The sequence below is a fragment of the Tardiphaga sp. P4_G1 genome (genome assembly GCF_056401215.1).
This window is the reverse complement of record NZ_JBFUJU010000001.1, coordinates 573,521-588,170: the sequence shown is the minus strand read 5'-3', so window position 1 is coordinate 588,170 and position 14,650 is coordinate 573,521. Positions and strand designations below refer to the sequence as shown.

General features: G+C 61.1%; 14 protein-coding genes. 7 read left to right on the top strand and 7 right to left on the bottom strand.

Annotated features, from left to right (window positions below; all coding sequences use genetic code 11):
• Positions 1-127 precede the first annotated feature (127 nt).
• The gene (locus AC1DUY_RS02895) at positions 128-886 is read right to left on the bottom strand and encodes an outer membrane protein (protein ID WP_093758685.1); all 759 of its coding nucleotides are present in this window, start codon (positions 884-886) and stop codon (positions 128-130) included.
• A gap of 250 nt (positions 887-1,136) precedes the next feature.
• Positions 1,137-1,868: an outer membrane protein gene (locus AC1DUY_RS02890; RefSeq protein ID WP_439063815.1), complete on the bottom strand. Its 732-nt coding sequence runs from the start codon at positions 1,866-1,868 to the stop codon at positions 1,137-1,139.
• Between the two features lie 464 nt (positions 1,869-2,332).
• Here AC1DUY_RS02890 and AC1DUY_RS02885 point away from each other — a divergent pair, with 464 nt between their 5' ends.
• The gene (locus AC1DUY_RS02885; RefSeq protein ID WP_092142634.1) at positions 2,333-2,842 is read left to right on the top strand and encodes a single-stranded DNA-binding protein; all 510 of its coding nucleotides are present in this window, start codon (positions 2,333-2,335) and stop codon (positions 2,840-2,842) included.
• A gap of 375 nt (positions 2,843-3,217) precedes the next feature.
• Here AC1DUY_RS02885 and AC1DUY_RS02880 read toward each other — a convergent pair whose 3' ends face one another.
• Entirely contained in the window at positions 3,218-4,015 is a 798-nt protein-coding gene (locus AC1DUY_RS02880) for a class I SAM-dependent methyltransferase (RefSeq protein WP_089264455.1), read from the bottom strand.
• A gap of 228 nt (positions 4,016-4,243) precedes the next feature.
• Between AC1DUY_RS02880 and AC1DUY_RS02875 the strand changes: the two genes are divergently transcribed.
• The 3 genes from AC1DUY_RS02875 (at position 4,244) to gyrA (ending at position 8,909) form a co-directional block, all read left to right on the top strand.
• Positions 4,244-5,068 carry a nucleoside/nucleotide kinase family protein gene (locus AC1DUY_RS02875; protein WP_439063817.1) on the top strand — a complete coding sequence of 275 codons (825 nt, stop codon included), beginning with the start codon at positions 4,244-4,246 and terminating at the stop codon, positions 5,066-5,068.
• Between the two features lie 459 nt (positions 5,069-5,527).
• On the top strand, positions 5,528-5,932 hold the full coding sequence (locus AC1DUY_RS02870) for a DUF2306 domain-containing protein (RefSeq protein ID WP_478112104.1): 405 nt from the start codon (positions 5,528-5,530) through the stop codon (positions 5,930-5,932).
• 205 nt (positions 5,933-6,137) lie between these two features.
• Positions 6,138-8,909 carry a DNA gyrase subunit A gene (gene gyrA, locus AC1DUY_RS02865; protein ID WP_478112102.1) on the top strand — a complete coding sequence of 924 codons (2,772 nt, stop codon included), beginning with the start codon at positions 6,138-6,140 and terminating at the stop codon, positions 8,907-8,909.
• Positions 8,910-9,054: 145 nt separating this feature from the next.
• On the opposite strand, the gene AC1DUY_RS02860 is transcribed toward gyrA, so the two are convergent.
• Positions 9,055-9,711, bottom strand: a complete 657-nt coding sequence (locus AC1DUY_RS02860; RefSeq protein WP_120289867.1) for a hydrolase — start codon at positions 9,709-9,711, stop codon at positions 9,055-9,057.
• A 152-nt stretch (positions 9,712-9,863) separates the two neighbouring features.
• On the opposite strand from AC1DUY_RS02860, the gene AC1DUY_RS02855 reads away from it, so the two are divergent.
• Positions 9,864-10,757 carry a LysR family transcriptional regulator gene (locus AC1DUY_RS02855; protein WP_478112100.1) on the top strand — a complete coding sequence of 298 codons (894 nt, stop codon included), beginning with the start codon at positions 9,864-9,866 and terminating at the stop codon, positions 10,755-10,757.
• Between the two features lie 80 nt (positions 10,758-10,837).
• Here the strand turns inward: AC1DUY_RS02855 and AC1DUY_RS02850 are convergent, their stop codons facing one another.
• The 3 genes from AC1DUY_RS02850 to AC1DUY_RS02840 all read right to left on the bottom strand — a co-directional run bounded on the left by AC1DUY_RS02850 (position 10,838) and on the right by AC1DUY_RS02840 (position 13,468).
• Positions 10,838-12,745 (bottom strand): potassium transporter Kup, encoded by a 1,908-nt coding sequence (locus tag AC1DUY_RS02850; RefSeq protein ID WP_478112098.1) that lies wholly within the window; start codon positions 12,743-12,745, stop codon positions 10,838-10,840.
• Between the two features lie 210 nt (positions 12,746-12,955).
• The gene (locus AC1DUY_RS02845; protein ID WP_089264450.1) at positions 12,956-13,213 is read right to left on the bottom strand and encodes a hypothetical protein; all 258 of its coding nucleotides are present in this window, start codon (positions 13,211-13,213) and stop codon (positions 12,956-12,958) included.
• 12 nt (positions 13,214-13,225) lie between these two features.
• A complete protein-coding gene (locus tag AC1DUY_RS02840) occupies positions 13,226-13,468 on the bottom strand; it encodes a hypothetical protein (protein ID WP_184516379.1) in 243 nt (80 codons plus the stop codon).
• Positions 13,469-13,538: 70 nt separating this feature from the next.
• Here AC1DUY_RS02840 and coaD point away from each other — a divergent pair, with 70 nt between their 5' ends.
• Together coaD and AC1DUY_RS02830 are read left to right on the top strand one after the other, a co-directional pair.
• Complete coding sequence (coaD, locus tag AC1DUY_RS02835) at positions 13,539-14,036, top strand: pantetheine-phosphate adenylyltransferase (RefSeq protein ID WP_089264449.1); 498 nt, start codon at positions 13,539-13,541, stop codon at positions 14,034-14,036.
• Between the two features lie 41 nt (positions 14,037-14,077).
• Positions 14,078-14,647 (top strand): peptidylprolyl isomerase, encoded by a 570-nt coding sequence (locus tag AC1DUY_RS02830; protein ID WP_478112094.1) that lies wholly within the window; start codon positions 14,078-14,080, stop codon positions 14,645-14,647.
• Positions 14,648-14,650 lie beyond the last annotated feature (3 nt).

Below are 14,650 nucleotides of genomic sequence, written 5' to 3'. Positions count from 1 at the left end.
TCCGGTATCGGGCTCATGCCAGTGAACGGCCAATCGGGAGCGCGTCAGGTCTGAGCGAGGTGCCAGCAAAAAGCCCGGCGCGAGGCCGGGCTAAGTTTGTCGGAATGAGGGAAGGCGGTCGCAGTTCTCAATACTTGGCGATGACAGGGCCGCCCCACTTGTAGTTGATGCGGGCGGTGACGACGTCGACGTCCTGGCTGATGCGATCGATACGCGAGGTCACAGGAAGTGTCACAGCGGTGAAGCTGTTGCTGCTGGTCTCCATGAACAGATGGTCGTATTCGACCGCGAAGGACCAGTTTGGCGTGAAGCCATATTCCAGGCCAACGCCAACCGTACCGCCCCAGCGGGTTTCCTTGGCGTTATCGAATACGACGTTGGTTCCCACGGTGTAGCCCTGATACTTGTCGCTCGTCACGGCAGCGCCGCCCTTCACGTAAAGAAGGGTGTTGTTCCAGGCGTAACCGATCTGGCCGGTGAACAGGCCGAAGGCTTCGATCTTGGACCGGTTACCGGTCGTACCGAGTACGAGCTGGCTGACATTCGAGCCCTTGAAGTCTGCCCAGTTGCCCTGTGCTTCCAGACCGAACACCCAAGCAGCGCTCTGCCAGCGATAGCCGATCTGACCGCCAGCCGTGCCGCCGCTTGCGTCATGGCATCCCTCGCTGAAGGCCAGTGCGGCACCGAGAACCTGGGTCGTGTCCCAGCATTTGCGGCTCGTTCCCCAACCGCCGTTGCCGCCGATATAGAAACCGGTCCAGTCATAGACGACGGCGATCATCGGAGGCGCCTTGGTGTAGGGCCGTGCTGCGAGATCGGCCGCAGAAGCGGACGTTGCCGAGCCGAGAACAGCGAGGGCGGCGGATGCGAGCAGAATTTTCTTCATGGCATGCTCCCCTTGTGAGTGTTTCAACTCTAGCGCGATTCAGGCTATCGGGCTGTGCCTTCCTTGCAACGGAGGAAAACAAACGCAATAGTTGCGTGAAAATTTGCGCGCTACAGTCGTGGGTAGTATTCGACCGCAGGCGATGGGTTAGCTCTTAATCTCTCCGGAATCCGGGCTTCCAGCCAAACGAAAAAAGCCGGCGTTTCCGCCGGCCTTTCCGTAATCAAGAGCCTGAAATCAGGCGCGAAGCTCAGTACTTCGCGACGACCGGGCCACCCCAGTTGAAGCGGTAGTTCAGGCCAGCCTTGACGGTGTGCTCGTCGTTGCGGGACGACAGGCCGATGATGCCAACCGGCGACGGAGCAGCGAAGGTGGTCTTGCCGAAGTCGTAGTACTGGTACTCAACCTTGCCCGACCAGTTCTGGGTGAACAGGTATTCGAGGCCGGCGCCGACGGTGTAACCGTCATGCTTGGTGCCAGCTGCGAAGGCAACCGGAACGGCGCCAACGGTCGTGACCAGCGATTCGCTGTAGTCGGAGTAAGCGTAGCCGCCCTTCACGTAGAGCAGTGCCGGACCCCAGGTGTAACCGATGCGACCGGTGACCGAGGCGAGGCCCTTCTGGTTCAGGTTGTAGGTGACGCCAGCCGGAACGAAAGCGACGTTGGTGTTGTTCGAACCAACCCAGCTGTACTGACCTTCGATGCCGAACACCCAGTTCGGAGCGAACTGGTAGTCGTAACCGATCTGCACGCCGCCGAGGAAACGGCCGTCCGAATTGTCGGAAGTGCCGCCGAAGCCGTTCGAACCGTTGAACGCGCCGCCGACGTGACCGCCGATGTAGAAACCGGTCCAGTTGTAGATCGGGGCGGGAACATAGGCCGGAGCCTTGGTGTAGGGACGAGCGGCCAGGTCAGCGGCCATTGCCGGAACCGAAGCGCCCAGAGCGATCAGAGCAACGGTGCCCAAAAGAAACTTCTTCATGTGAATTCTCCCCAAAATTGCTTCGCGTCGGCGAAGCCTCGTGTCCCGGCGCAAGCGCCAAATGCAATTCAGTGATCGAAATATACGCAAGTCTGCCAAAAAGTCCGTCACCCAAATAGCACACTCGTCTTCGATGTTTGGCCGTTTCTAAGTTAATGAAAGGTATATGAATTTTGACCGGGCGCGGTTCCCTTCGGGTTCCACTATTGCTCGACTCAGACGCGACAGCGGCGACTCGGCACTTCGTCGTCGCCCAACAATTCGCCAAGGGGTGTCCTTGAGAACAAAAATGGAACATGCTATATGGAACGACGATCATATAAGAGATCGTGGATAACCCGGTCGCGGGGGCCTGCGCGGGAGCGCGGACCGTATAGGGTCCCATCATCAGCGGCGTTTGCGCGCGGGCCAGGGCCTGCGCCGGCGCCCAATCAGCAATTCAGATTCGAGAGTAGGAGAGTGGCATGGCGGGTAGCGTCAACAAGGTGATTTTGGTCGGCAATCTCGGCAAGGATCCAGAAGTCCGCCGGATGCAGAACGGCAATCCGGTCGTCAACCTGACCGTCGCGACCTCGGATACCTGGCGCGACAAGGGCACCGGCGAGCGCAAGGAAAAGACCGAGTGGCACCGCGTCGTGATCTTCAGCGAAGGTCTCGCCAAGGTCGCCGAGCAGTATCTGAAGAAGGGCGCCAAGGTTTACATCGAAGGCGCGCTGCAGACCCGCAAATGGACCGATCCGCAGGGTGTCGAGAAATACTCCACCGAGATCGTGCTGCAGGGCTTCAATTCGACACTGACCATGCTCGACGGCAAGGGCGGCGGCGCGGGTGGTGGCGGCGGTTACGGCGGCGATGACATGGGCGACAGCTTCGGCGGCGGCCAGTCGAGCGCTCCGCCGCAGCGCCGCGTGGCCGCACCGGCAGGTGGCGGTGGTGGCCGCGGCAGCGACATGGATGACGACATCCCGTTCTGACTGTCGGTTGGAGCTGTGTGTAAACTCAAAAACGCTTTCGTCGCTTCTTCAATGACTTAGCGTTTTTCAGCTTCCGGATTGCCGACGAGACTCGAATCAGATTCTGTGGGGCCCGCTTGTGTAAACAAGGGGGGCTTTCGTTTGATAAATCAACGCATTGCCAGCCGATTTCGCGTAAAGCCCGTTGTAATGGAGGGCGGCGAGAGGTTTGGGCTTCTCTTGGATAGGGAGAGCGGGCTGCCGGACCCTTGGGCTAGCTGAGCACAACATTCGCATGATGGCCGCGCTCGTTGAGCCGCTTGCACAGCGCGTGGGCGAAGGTGGTCTTTCCTGCGGCTGCCGGGCCAAAGAACTCGATGATCATGCTCCCGAACCTCAAGAGGTTGTTGGTGCCTGCACGATTCGCCGAGGGTCCTGCACCTGAGGAAACAGGCGTTCCCGCTTTCGCGCCGCGACAATAAAACTCTCCGCCAATAATCCCGGCACCTTGAGCCTCCGGCACGCCTTTTCGAATGGCTCGATCAGCGCCTCGCAGAGATGTGGAAACAACCGGCCCGGTCGCGGGAGATAGCCGTAATACGTGCTCTCCACGACCTCAAATCCCTCATCCGACAGCAGGCTTGAAAATTGATACAAAGTCAGGGTGTGTCGAGGTCTGCTCGGATATGCCCAGTTCAGGACACGACTGAACGACCCGATGGGTGACGTTGCATTGAGCTGGATATTGCACACCAATACGCCGTCGTTGCGAAGATGCCGATAGATCGCCCGCAATGCGTCGCGCCTAAGCGTGTCTTCTGCATTCAAGAAGAACCGAAATGCGGTGGCAACGTCAAATGTCTGTTCGAGAGGAACCTTGGTGACGTCGACGCATAGCAGCGTCACGTTGTCTGGCACCGAAGCTGCCGAAAGCATCGCTTCTGACACATCGACCCCGACAACCGAGCCGAACAACCGAGCGGCGACCTTCGCAATGCGTCCGGTTCCGCAGGCGAAGTCGAGGCTTGTTCGCTGTGGCCCTCCGAGCCGGCGCAGAATGCTTTCGAGCAAGGGCTGTTCGACGTCCCGCCACAATGCCGCGCAATGGCCCACCTCGAAGGTGCTGACGTAGTCGGCAACGACATCAACCGACTGGTGGCTCGCGCGATAGCTGAACGTGTCTCCGTTGAGCATAAGGATATGTCCCTCGAGTCCGCCGACGCTAACCTCGATGTCGGGACGACGTCTTCATGCATTCGCACGATGCCGGAACGGAGCGGCAGGCGTGATCCGACTAGTCGACGGGCGGCAGTCCGCGGATCCGAACAGTCATTCAAATGAACGTTGGTGTGGTTTGTAATCCGGCTAAGCTCTGACCTGCAGGTAAATGACAGCTTGTTCCGAGGCGCTGGGCATTCCACCATGATCATCGAGTTATTTGGGCCGCCTGGTGCAGGCAAGACCACACTTCTTCGCGGCCTCTGCCGGGGGCTGGCGCAAGAAGGCATCAACCTGAAGACAGTGAACGGTTATCGCCTGATTGAATATGCGTCGGCCCAGGATGACGGCCCGGAGACGCGCCATGGCATTGGGCGTATTGGCAGAAAGATTGCCACCTCCGGTCCTGTCTTGCTATCGACCCTGCCGAAGGACGGTGTCGCGGCGCGGCTTCTAGCATCAATCCCGCTACGAAGCCGCACATGGTCATGGCGCATGAAGGTCGACATCGCTCTACTGTGCGAATCTTGGCGTAAAGCGCAGGAATCGGAAGGTTACTTCATTTTTGAAGAAGGCCTGATCCAGGCATTGTGTGCGCTAGTTTTGCTGGCGCGAACTCCAAGCATTGACGTGGTTCGTGACTGTCTAGCGTTCCTGCCGCGACCGGACCTGCTTGTCCAGCTCGATGCGCCGCAGGAAACGTTGCGCCGCCGTCTTACGGATCGGCATGCGCACCAGCCGCTCATCGAAGTCCTCCTGTTCGAACTCGGCGTGGACAGGGGCTTGAAGCAGGCCAATATCTCAAGGGAGATCGGCGAGTGCTTGCGCCGGGACGGATGGTCCTTGATACAAGTCAACGGTGCCGACCCCCTCAATTTCGATAAGGTCATCACGCGAGTCCTGGGAGAGCATATCAATGAGACCGCCCTGGGTGACCAAGGCGATAAAAGCCAAACCACTGGATTAGCTGGCAACTATGAACTTGATGGATCTCAACATTTCGCACGGGGGCCTGGTGGCAGCATCTGACGCTCGCTCACGATTTGAATCATTGCGTGGTCGAGCCCCGGTCCGCCCGGAGCGAGGCATGGATACTTTGGGTCGCCTCGACTAGCGCGGTCCCCTGTCTCGGAGAGCCTTGCGTCCGAAACCAACCATTCAGCCACGATCAGCCCGTGAGGCGCGCACGAAACAAGGTGCAGCCGTCCGCCAGGCGCGACCTGGAGATATCCCGGAATCCAGCCTCGGTCACCGGCGCGCTCCTCGACCGCCTCACGCATCGCGTCCATAACCACATATAACCCTTCTGATCTGCTGTCAGGACGTCCTGAACTTCTGCATCGCGCGCTGTGAGCTGATTGCTCGCAGCGCGTTTTGCTTTTTTGAGGGGACGGTTAGCTGCGGCAACGTGGCGGGCAACATGATCTTTACAATGGAAAGATTTCTGCGATGGTGAGCTGACTCTGCCTCCTGAACGCGAGGGCCACCATGTCGCTGCAGCCGCTGCTTGATGCCGCCGCTCCAATCCCGCTGCATGCTTTTGCGGCCATGGTCGCATTCGTGCTCGGTGTCGTTCAATTGATCGCGCCCAAGGGCACGCTACCGCACAAGACGCTCGGCTGGATCTGGGTGATCCTGCTCGCCACCGTTGCGATCAGCTCGTTTGGGATCCACGGCCATAGCTACCGGCTGTGGCGAGACTGGAGCCCGATCCACCTGCTGTCGATCATCGCGCCGGTGATGCTGGTGGTCGGAGTGGTCGCCGCACGCCGGCACCGCGTCAGGGCGCATGCCATCACCATGATTTCGATCTTCGCCGGCGCCCTGGTGATCGCCGGCGTGTTCACCCTTGTGCCCGGCCGGGTCATGCACACCGTGGTGTTCGGTCGCTAGATTGCTGCAAGACGGCCGCATGATTTCCGCAAGATTCGGCGGGTTCGGGCTGGCTTATTCGGGGCCACTTCACAAGCCCTGTGCAGCTCTCGTAAGCATTTGAAAAATCAGCAGGAAAATAGAGCCGCGGGCGTTGTCTGCGGGGTGGCTTGAAGCCGCGCGATGCGCTATATGATTCCCAGCAAAACCTGACCGGAAATCATCCTTGTCCGACACTGAAGACCAGAAGCCTGGGGAGCCACCGGCCCCCTCGGATATTCGTCCCGTATCCATCCTCGATGAGATGAAGCGTTCGTATCTCGATTACGCCATGAGCGTGATCGTGGCGCGTGCGCTGCCGGATGCGCGCGACGGCTTGAAGCCGGTGCATCGTCGCATTCTCTATGCGATGTACGAGAACGGCTTCGAGTGGAACAAGCCGTATCGCAAGTCGGCGCGAACCGTCGGCGACGTCATCGGTAAGTATCATCCGCACGGCGACCAGTCGGTCTATGACGCCATGGTCCGCATGGCGCAGGACTTTTCGATGCGCGTGCCGCTGATCGACGGTCAGGGCAATTTCGGTTCGGTGGATGGCGATCAGGCCGCCGCGATGCGATACACGGAATCGCGCCTGACCAAGATAGCGCAGTCGCTGCTCGACGATCTCGACAAGGACACCGTCGACTATCAGGACAACTACGATGGCTCGTTCCGCGAGCCGCGCGTGCTGCCGGCCAAGTTTCCGAATCTGCTGGTGAATGGCGGCGGCGGCATTGCCGTCGGCATGGCCACCAATATCCCGCCGCACAATCTCGGCGAAGTCATCGATGCCTGTGTCGCGCTGATCGATGATCCGTCACTCACCATTGACGATCTGAACAAGATCATTCCGGGTCCGGATTTCCCGACCGGCGGCATCATCCTCGGCCGCGCCGGGATTCGTACGGCCTATCACACCGGCCGCGGCTCCATCGTGATGCGCGGCAAGGTCTCTATCGAGCCGACGCGCAAGGACCGCGAAGCGATCATCGTCTCTGAAATTCCCTACCAGGTGAACAAGGCCACCATGGTGGAGCGCATCGCCGAACTGGTGCGCGACAAGAAGATCGAAGGCATCTCCGATCTCAGAGACGAATCTGACCGCGACGGTTTTCGCGTCGTCGTCGAACTGAAGCGGGACGCGGTGCCGGAGGTGGTGCTCAACCAGCTTTACAAGTTCACGCCGCTGCAGACTAATTTCGGCGCCAACATGGTGGCGCTCGACACCGGCCGGCCGTTGCTGATGAACCTGAAGGACCTGCTGACGATCTTCGTCGCGTTCCGCGAACAGGTCGTCACGCGCCGTACCAAGTTCCTGCTCAACAAGGCGCGCGACCGCGCGCATATCCTCGTCGGCCTGGCCATTGCGGTGGCGAATATCGACGAGGTCATTCGTGTGATCCGGACCTCGCCGGATCCGACCACTGCGCGCGACATCCTGATGGAGCGCCGCTGGCCGGCGCAGGATGTGGCGACGATGATGATGCTGATCGACGATCCGCGTCATCGCCTCGAGGAAGACGGCACCGCGCGGCTGTCCTTCGAACAGGCCAAGGCCATTCTCGACCTACGCCTCGCACGTTTGACAGCTCTGGGCCGCGAAGAAATCTCCGACGAGCTGGACAAGCTCGCCGTCGAGATTGCGGACTATCTGGAGATCCTGCGTTCGCGCGCGCGCGTCCAGGGCATCATCAAGGACGAACTCGGCGCGGTGAAGTTGGAATTCGCGACACCGCGCAAGACGGTGATCATGGAACAGGAAGGCGAGGTCGAAGACGAAGACCTGATCCAGCGCGAAGACATGGTGGTGACGGTGTCGCATCATGGCTACGTCAAGCGCGTGCCGCTTTCGACCTATCGGGCGCAGCGCCGCGGCGGCAAGGGCCGCTCCGGCATGGCGACGCGCGATGAGGATTTCGTCTCGCGTCTGTTCGTGGCCTCGACCCATACGCCGGTGCTGTTCTTCTCGTCGCGCGGCCAGGTCTATAAGGAAAAGGTCTGGCGTCTGCCGATCGCGCCGCCAAACGGCCGCGGCAAGGCGATGATCAATATTCTGCCGCTGGAGCAGGGCGAGCGTATCACCACGATCATGCCGCTGCCCGAGGATGAGGCGACGTGGAACGATCTCGACGTGATGTTCGCGACCACCGGCGGCAATGTCCGCCGCAACAAGCTCTCTGACTTCGTCGATGTCAGGCGCTCCGGCATCATCGCCATGAAGCTCGATGAGGGCGAAGCGATCGTCGATGTGCAGATCGCCACCGAACATGACGACGTGCTGCTGACAGCGGCCGGCGGCCAGTGCATCCGTTTCCCGGTGACAGACGTTCGCGTGTTCCAGGGCCGCAGCTCCATGGGCGTGCGCGGCATTTCGCTGGCGGAGGGCGACAAGCTGATCTCGCTCACCATCCTGCGCCATCTGGAGGCAAATTCAGATGAACGCGCGGCCTATCTGCGCCGTGCCAATGCGGTGCGTCGCGGCGGCGCCGAGGAGCGTGCCGATGTCGCGGACGAAGCGGCGGCTGCTGTGGAGACCGAAGAGGCGACCGGCGCCATCGAACTCGGCGAGCAGCGCTATGTCGAGATGTCGGCATCCGAGCAGTTCGTGCTGACCATCAGCGAGAACGGCTACGGCAAGCGGACCTCGTCGTTCGAGTACCGCACCACCGGCCGCGGCGGCAAGGGTATCGTCGCGATGTCGGTTAACAACCGTAATGGCAAGCTGATCGCTTCGTTCCCGGTCGAGGACAGCGACCAGATCATGCTTGTCACCGACAAGGGCCAGCTCATCCGCTGTCCGGTGGAAGGTATCCGCATTGCCGGCCGTTCGACCCAGGGCGTCATCGTGTTCAACACGGCTGACGACGAGCACGTCGTGTCGGTCGAGCATATCGGCGAGGCGGGCGAGGGCGAAGAGGGCGAGAATGGCAACGGTGCGCCGGTGGCGGAGGGCTGAGGCTCTCCGCAGCGGCTGGCACGTTGATAAAAAACCCGCGGTCATGCCGCGGGTTTTTCTTTTATGTATTTGATGTGCGGGATGGGTTGAGCGAAGCGAGAACCCAACACCTCGCGCTTGCTCGGTCGAAAGGGGCTTTTCGGCGCTATGCGCCTGCGCTCTTCGGCACCGGCGTATTGAGGAGCTGTTGCTCCCACAGATACGCAATGCCGCTGCCGCCTGCATGCTGCGTCATCACTTCCGTTAGCTTGGCGGCACTCTCAGCCCGCGCCCAGTCGCGCTGCCATTCGGCGGCCACTGCCAGCCAGGTCATCATGTTGGCGCCGGCCGCGATCATGCGCTGGATGGCGACCTGATGGGCCTCGACCGAAACGGCGCCCGAGGCATCGGTGACGACCGTTACATCCCAGCCCTCGCCGAGGGCCTGGATCGTCGGCATCGCGACGCAGATCTCAGTCCACAGGCCCGCGATGATCAATTGCTTGCGGCCCGTTGCCTTGACGGCATCCACCGCCTTCGGGTCTTCCCAGGTGTTGATGAAGGTCCGGTCGATCACCTCCTGGCCGGGGAACACGTCGGTGATCTGAGGGAATAAGAGACCGCCACGCTCGGCGAGCACCGAGGTCAGGATGGTGGGAACGCCGAACGCCTTGGCGGCCTTCGCCAGGCCCGCCGTATTGTTGATCACCATCTGCGGTTCATGGCTGTTCACGTTGGCGAGCTGGTAGGGCTGGTGGTCGATCAGAATGAGGACCGAGTCTTCGGGACGAAGGAGCGACGCAAGGCCATTACGAAAGGTCATGAATACATCCTCTGCTGCCGTTACGGGTGAGGTTGGTTTGCCGGGAGACGTGTGACGACAGCGGCACCGTCTGGGCGCGGTATTGCCGTTCCTCGGCGTAATGGGGTAGTGCCCTCCCGTGCCAAGCTGTGTCGCGAAACGGGGAACGCTGAATGGACATCGAAGAGCTGCGGACATTTGTGGAAATTGCCGATGCGGGTGGCGTTTCGCCCGCTGCGCGTCGGCTCGGCGTCTCCAAGTCGATCGTCAGTCGGCAGCTTGCTCGCATTGAAGCGGAACTTGGCGTGCAGCTTCTCGCACGAACCACGCGCGGCGCTGCGCTCACCGAAGCAGGAGTCGCGTTTCGCGACCATGCAGCGCGAGCTTGCGCCGAGATCGACGCGGCCAGGGAATTGCTCCTGCCTGATGGCGAGCTTTGCGGCCGCTTGCGCATTGCCGTGCCGCTTACTTTCGGCCCAACGCACTTAGCTCCCGTGCTTGCGGACATGGCGCGACGGCACCCGCAGCTCCACATCCATAGCGTCTACAGTGATCGCTTCGTTGATCTCATCGCCGAAGGCTTCGATTGCGCGATCCGGGTTGGCTATCTTCCGGACTCCAACCTGATCGCGCGACACGTCGGGCCTATCTATGGAAAACTGGTCGCCAGCCCGGACTATATCGCAGCGCATGGTTCCCCCGAGACGCCGGACGAACTCGTCGCGCATCAGGCTCTCATGCAGGGCACAGAAGCTTGGCAATTCATGGATGGCGACAAGACAATCACGGTGCGCCCGCAAGGGCGCTTCAAAGCCGACAACGGCACGGCTCTCCGCGCCGCAGCATTGGCAGGACTCGGCATCGCCTGGCTCCCCGATGGCATCACCCATGACGATGTCGCCTCCGGCGCGCTTGTTCCGGTCATGACCCGCCATCCGTCGCCACCGGCAGGTGTCTATGTCATCCGCCCGCCAAGTCAGCATCCCCCTCGAAAGGTACGAGTCCTCACCGAAATGCTCATCGCGTGTTTCGCAGAGGCTCCGCGCCTTGCGGGCGTCGATCGCTAGAACGCAGACAGGAGGCCTCGACGTTCGGCCAGGCCTGCTGCGAGCAGTCGCGACCGGCCGAGGCTTAAATCGCGAACGATTTAAATCTCGATTTCGGTGCCGAACTCGACGACCTGCTTGGTCGGCACACCGAAGAACGCTGCGGAGCGTTCGGCGTTACGTTGCAGGAACGCGAATACGGTTTCGCGCCACACCGCCATCCCGGCGACCTTGTCGCTGGGAATGATGGTCTCCCGGCCGATGTAATAGGTGATCTCGGCGAGATCGATGCCGGGCAGCTTGCCCTGTTCGGAGGCTAGACCTAGCCCGTCCGAAATCGTTGGATACTGCATGAAGCCGTAGTGCAAGATGACGCGCGTGATCCCTTCAATGACTTCGATAATCTCGGCGCGATCGACATCCGGGACGCGCGGCACTTCGGAGATCAGCACAGTCACCAGAATGACGCGCTCATGTAGGACGTGGTTGTGCTTGACGAATTGCGTCAGCGCCAGCGGCACACCGTTCGGCATGGATGCCAGGAACACCGCAGTGCCATTGAGGCGCGCATGGCAGCGACTGACGGCCGTCTCGATCAGGTCTTCTTCGGGTTGACGCAGTTTGGCGCGGGCGCTTTCGACGAGTTTGACACCACTGCGCCATGTCAGCATCAGGAACGCCACAGCAGCCGCCAAGAATAGCGGAAACCAGCCGCCTTCGAACAGCTTCGTGGAATTGGCGGCGAAGAAGATGCAATCGATGATGAAGAAGAAGCCATTCACCGACACGACGAGAAGCGGCGGATAACCCCATTGCAGAGCGACCAATGCCGCGAGCAGCGTGGTGATCGCCATCAGCAGCGATACCGCGATGCCATAGGCGCCCGCCAGGGCGTCCGATGTGCCGAAGCTGAGCACGGCGGCCAGCGTCGCCGCCGCCAGCAGCCAGTTCACCAGCGGCACATAGATCTGGCCCATGGCGTGGCTGGTGGTGTGCCGGATCTGCATCCGCGGCAGGAAGCCGAGCTGGATCGATTGCTGCGTCAGCGAGAACACACCGGAAATGATAGCCTGCGAGGCGATCACCGTCGCGACGGTGGCAAAGGCCACCAGCGGGTAGTGCAGCCAGTCAGGCGCCAGTTGATAAAACGGATTGTTGATGGCGGTCGGGTCGGCGATCAGCAGTCCCGCTTGGCCGAAATAGTTCAGCACCAGCGCCGGCAGCGCGATGGCAAACCAGGCAAGCCTGATCGGCATCCGGCCGAAATGGCCCATATCGGCATACATCGCTTCGCCGCCGGTCACGGCAAGGAAGGCGGCGCCGAGAATGGCAAAGCTGATGTGGAAGTCCTGGTGGATCAGGAATTCGAAGGCATAGAGCGGACTGACGGCAGCGAGCACGCCGGGCGATTGCACGATGCCATGGATGCCGAGCAGCGCCAGCACGGCAAACCAGCCCAGCATCACTGGCCCGAAGATGCCGCCGATGAAACCGGTGCCCTTGCTCTGCATCAGAAACAGCCCGATCAGAATGATGACGGTGAGCGGCACCACGGCCGGCGCAAGCGACGGTGCATCGACCTTGAGGCCTTCAATGGCTGATAGGACCGAGATCGCCGGCGTGATGGCGCCATCGCCATAGAGCAGCGCGGCGCCGACGAGACCGACGACCAGCAAATGTATGCGCCAAGTGCCCGGCTCTGCGTTGCGCGCGTGGAGCAGTGCCAGCAGGGCGACGATGCCGCCTTCGCCGCGATTGTCGGCGCGCAGAATCAGAAGCGCGTATTTCAGGGAGATAATCAGGATCAACGCCCAGAGGATCAGCGACACCACGCCGAGCGTTGCTTCGGACGTGAGAGGCCCGCCATGGGCGGCTGCCTTCACGGCTTCCTTGAGTGCATAAAGGGGGCTGGTGCCGATATCACCATAGACGACGCCGAGCGCGCCGATCGTTGCCGTGAGAGGAAGTCCGCCAGAGTGGCCTGGCGATGCGGCTGGGATGGCGGTCACTGGCAGCCCTCACGGGACTCGCGCTTTCACGATCGCGCTTGACCAGCAGTCTGCGACGTTGCGTCGCGAATTGCTATGAAATTAGTTGAAGTAGCTGTCGCGAGAATTTCACTGAACTATGCATCACGGGCGTTGAGGAGTGTAGTTCGATTGCCCGGATTAAGTATCAGTACACCCCGGCTCTGGCCGGGGCGCGGTATCCTATGCCGCTTAGCGACGCTCGGTGGTCACGAGGCGGACTTCGCGGACAGTGATCGTCTTGCTGGCTGCGTTGCGCAGGCAGGAGGCCTCGAAGTTCGGCCAGGCCTGCTCGGAGCAGTTGCGACCTACGGTGTGGATGTCCAGGCGGTCGGCCTTGGCGAGGGCCACCGGCACCGACGCCTCGACCTTCGGGGCAAAGCCCGGCAGAACGGTGAGGGCGGCTGCAATGAAAGCTGCGACGGCAACTGCTGAGAGAGTCTTGATCATGACGGTCCCCTGTCATTCGGGCCGTTTTGGCCCGGTTTGTTTGTCGCTTCCTGTGCTTGCCTGATTAATCAGGCCCGGTTTCAGGAAGTTGTCGTGTCCGGGCAAAGTGGTTTCATCCGGCCCGGTTTGTGTTTCGTCCGTACGCGCATGACGACACATGAGGCTCGAAAGCCCAATGTTTTCAATATCGTTGCTGCGTACCCAGTAGACGCGCTGACCCGGCATCCGGTTCGAGCCCTGTCCGAAAATAAACATCGGCCCTTCGGCCCCAGCGGGCGGAACCAAGTCGGCTTGCGGCTCGAACGGGGGCGGGGTAGGAGGGGGAATGCCCCGTATCGCGCTTTATCCCGGTTCATTCGATCCCGTCACCAATGGCCATCTCGATGTGGTCCGCCATGCCGTTGGCCTGTGCGACAAGCTCGTGGTCGCCATCGGCGTCCATCCTGGCAAGAAGCCGCTGTTCTCGACGGACGAGCGGCTGGAGATGGTGAAGCAGGTGTTCGGACCGCTGGCCTCAGCCGCCGGCTGCGAATTCGACTGCACGACCTATGACAATCTCACCACCACACTGGCGCAACAGATCGGTGCGACCATCATGATCCGTGGGCTGCGCGACGGCACCGATCTCGATTACGAGATGCAGATCGTCGGCATGAACGAGACTATGGCGCCGGATGTGCAGACGGTATTTCTTCCGGCCTCGGTGAGTGTCCGCCCGATCACCGCCACACTGGTCCGGCAAATCGCCGCCATGGGCGGCGACGTTTCGGCTTTCGTCCCGGACGCGGTTGCCAAGAGCCTCAAGTCCAAATTCGCCGCTTAATCAAACGCCGGCTGACCGGCTTTCTCTGATCCGGAGTTTCCATGATCCGTATAGTCGCACTTGCTGCCGGGCTGATGTTCGCGGCTCCCGCTTTCGCGCAGGCTCCGGCAGCCCTTCCGGCTGGCCTCGACAAGGCCAATTCGGTCGTGATCGACACGACCAAGGGCCGGATCATCATCAAGCTGCGCACCGATATCGCCCCGCAGCACGCCGAGCGCATCAAGCTGCTCGCCCGCGAAGGCTACTACAACAACGTACCGTTCCACCGCGTGATGGACGGCTTCATGGCGCAGACCGGCGATGGCAAGAACTTCAACGGCACCGGCGGATCGAAGTATCCGAACCTGAAGGCCGAATTCTCGCAGGTGCCGTACAAGCGCGGCGTTGTTGGCATGGCACGTGCCGGCGATCCGGATTCGGCCAATTCGCAGTTCTTCATCATGTTCGCGGAGGGCTCGTCGCTGAACGGCAAATACACCGTGGTTGGCGACGTCGTCGCCGGCATGGACGTCGTCGACAAGCTCAAGAAGGCGCCTCCCGGTTCGGCCAGCGGCGCCGTGACCGACCCTGACAAGATGGTCAAGGTTCAGGTCGCTTCCGACATCAAGTGAGCA

Excerpts from the sequence above, each read along its gene's own strand:
- AC1DUY_RS02895 (WP_093758685.1), bottom strand. The coding sequence starts at position 886 with ATGAAGAAAATTCTGCTCGCATCCGCCGCCCTCGCTGTTCTCGGCTCG.
- AC1DUY_RS02890 (WP_439063815.1), bottom strand. The coding sequence starts at position 1,868 with ATGAAGAAGTTTCTTTTGGGCACCGTTGCTCTGATCGCTCTGGGCGCT.
- AC1DUY_RS02885 (WP_092142634.1), top strand. The coding sequence starts at position 2,333 with ATGGCGGGTAGCGTCAACAAGGTGATTTTGGTCGGCAATCTCGGCAAG.
- AC1DUY_RS02880 (WP_089264455.1), bottom strand. The coding sequence starts at position 4,015 with ATGCTCAACGGAGACACGTTCAGCTATCGCGCGAGCCACCAGTCGGTT.
- AC1DUY_RS02875 (WP_439063817.1), top strand. The coding sequence starts at position 4,244 with ATGATCATCGAGTTATTTGGGCCGCCTGGTGCAGGCAAGACCACACTT.
- AC1DUY_RS02870 (WP_478112104.1), top strand. The coding sequence starts at position 5,528 with ATGTCGCTGCAGCCGCTGCTTGATGCCGCCGCTCCAATCCCGCTGCAT.
- AC1DUY_RS02860 (WP_120289867.1), bottom strand. The coding sequence starts at position 9,711 with ATGACCTTTCGTAATGGCCTTGCGTCGCTCCTTCGTCCCGAAGACTCG.
- AC1DUY_RS02855 (WP_478112100.1), top strand. The coding sequence starts at position 9,864 with ATGGACATCGAAGAGCTGCGGACATTTGTGGAAATTGCCGATGCGGGT.
- AC1DUY_RS02845 (WP_089264450.1), bottom strand. The coding sequence starts at position 13,213 with ATGATCAAGACTCTCTCAGCAGTTGCCGTCGCAGCTTTCATTGCAGCC.
- AC1DUY_RS02840 (WP_184516379.1), bottom strand. The coding sequence starts at position 13,468 with ATGTTTATTTTCGGACAGGGCTCGAACCGGATGCCGGGTCAGCGCGTC.
- coaD (WP_089264449.1), top strand. The coding sequence starts at position 13,539 with ATGCCCCGTATCGCGCTTTATCCCGGTTCATTCGATCCCGTCACCAAT.
- AC1DUY_RS02830 (WP_478112094.1), top strand. The coding sequence starts at position 14,078 with ATGATCCGTATAGTCGCACTTGCTGCCGGGCTGATGTTCGCGGCTCCC.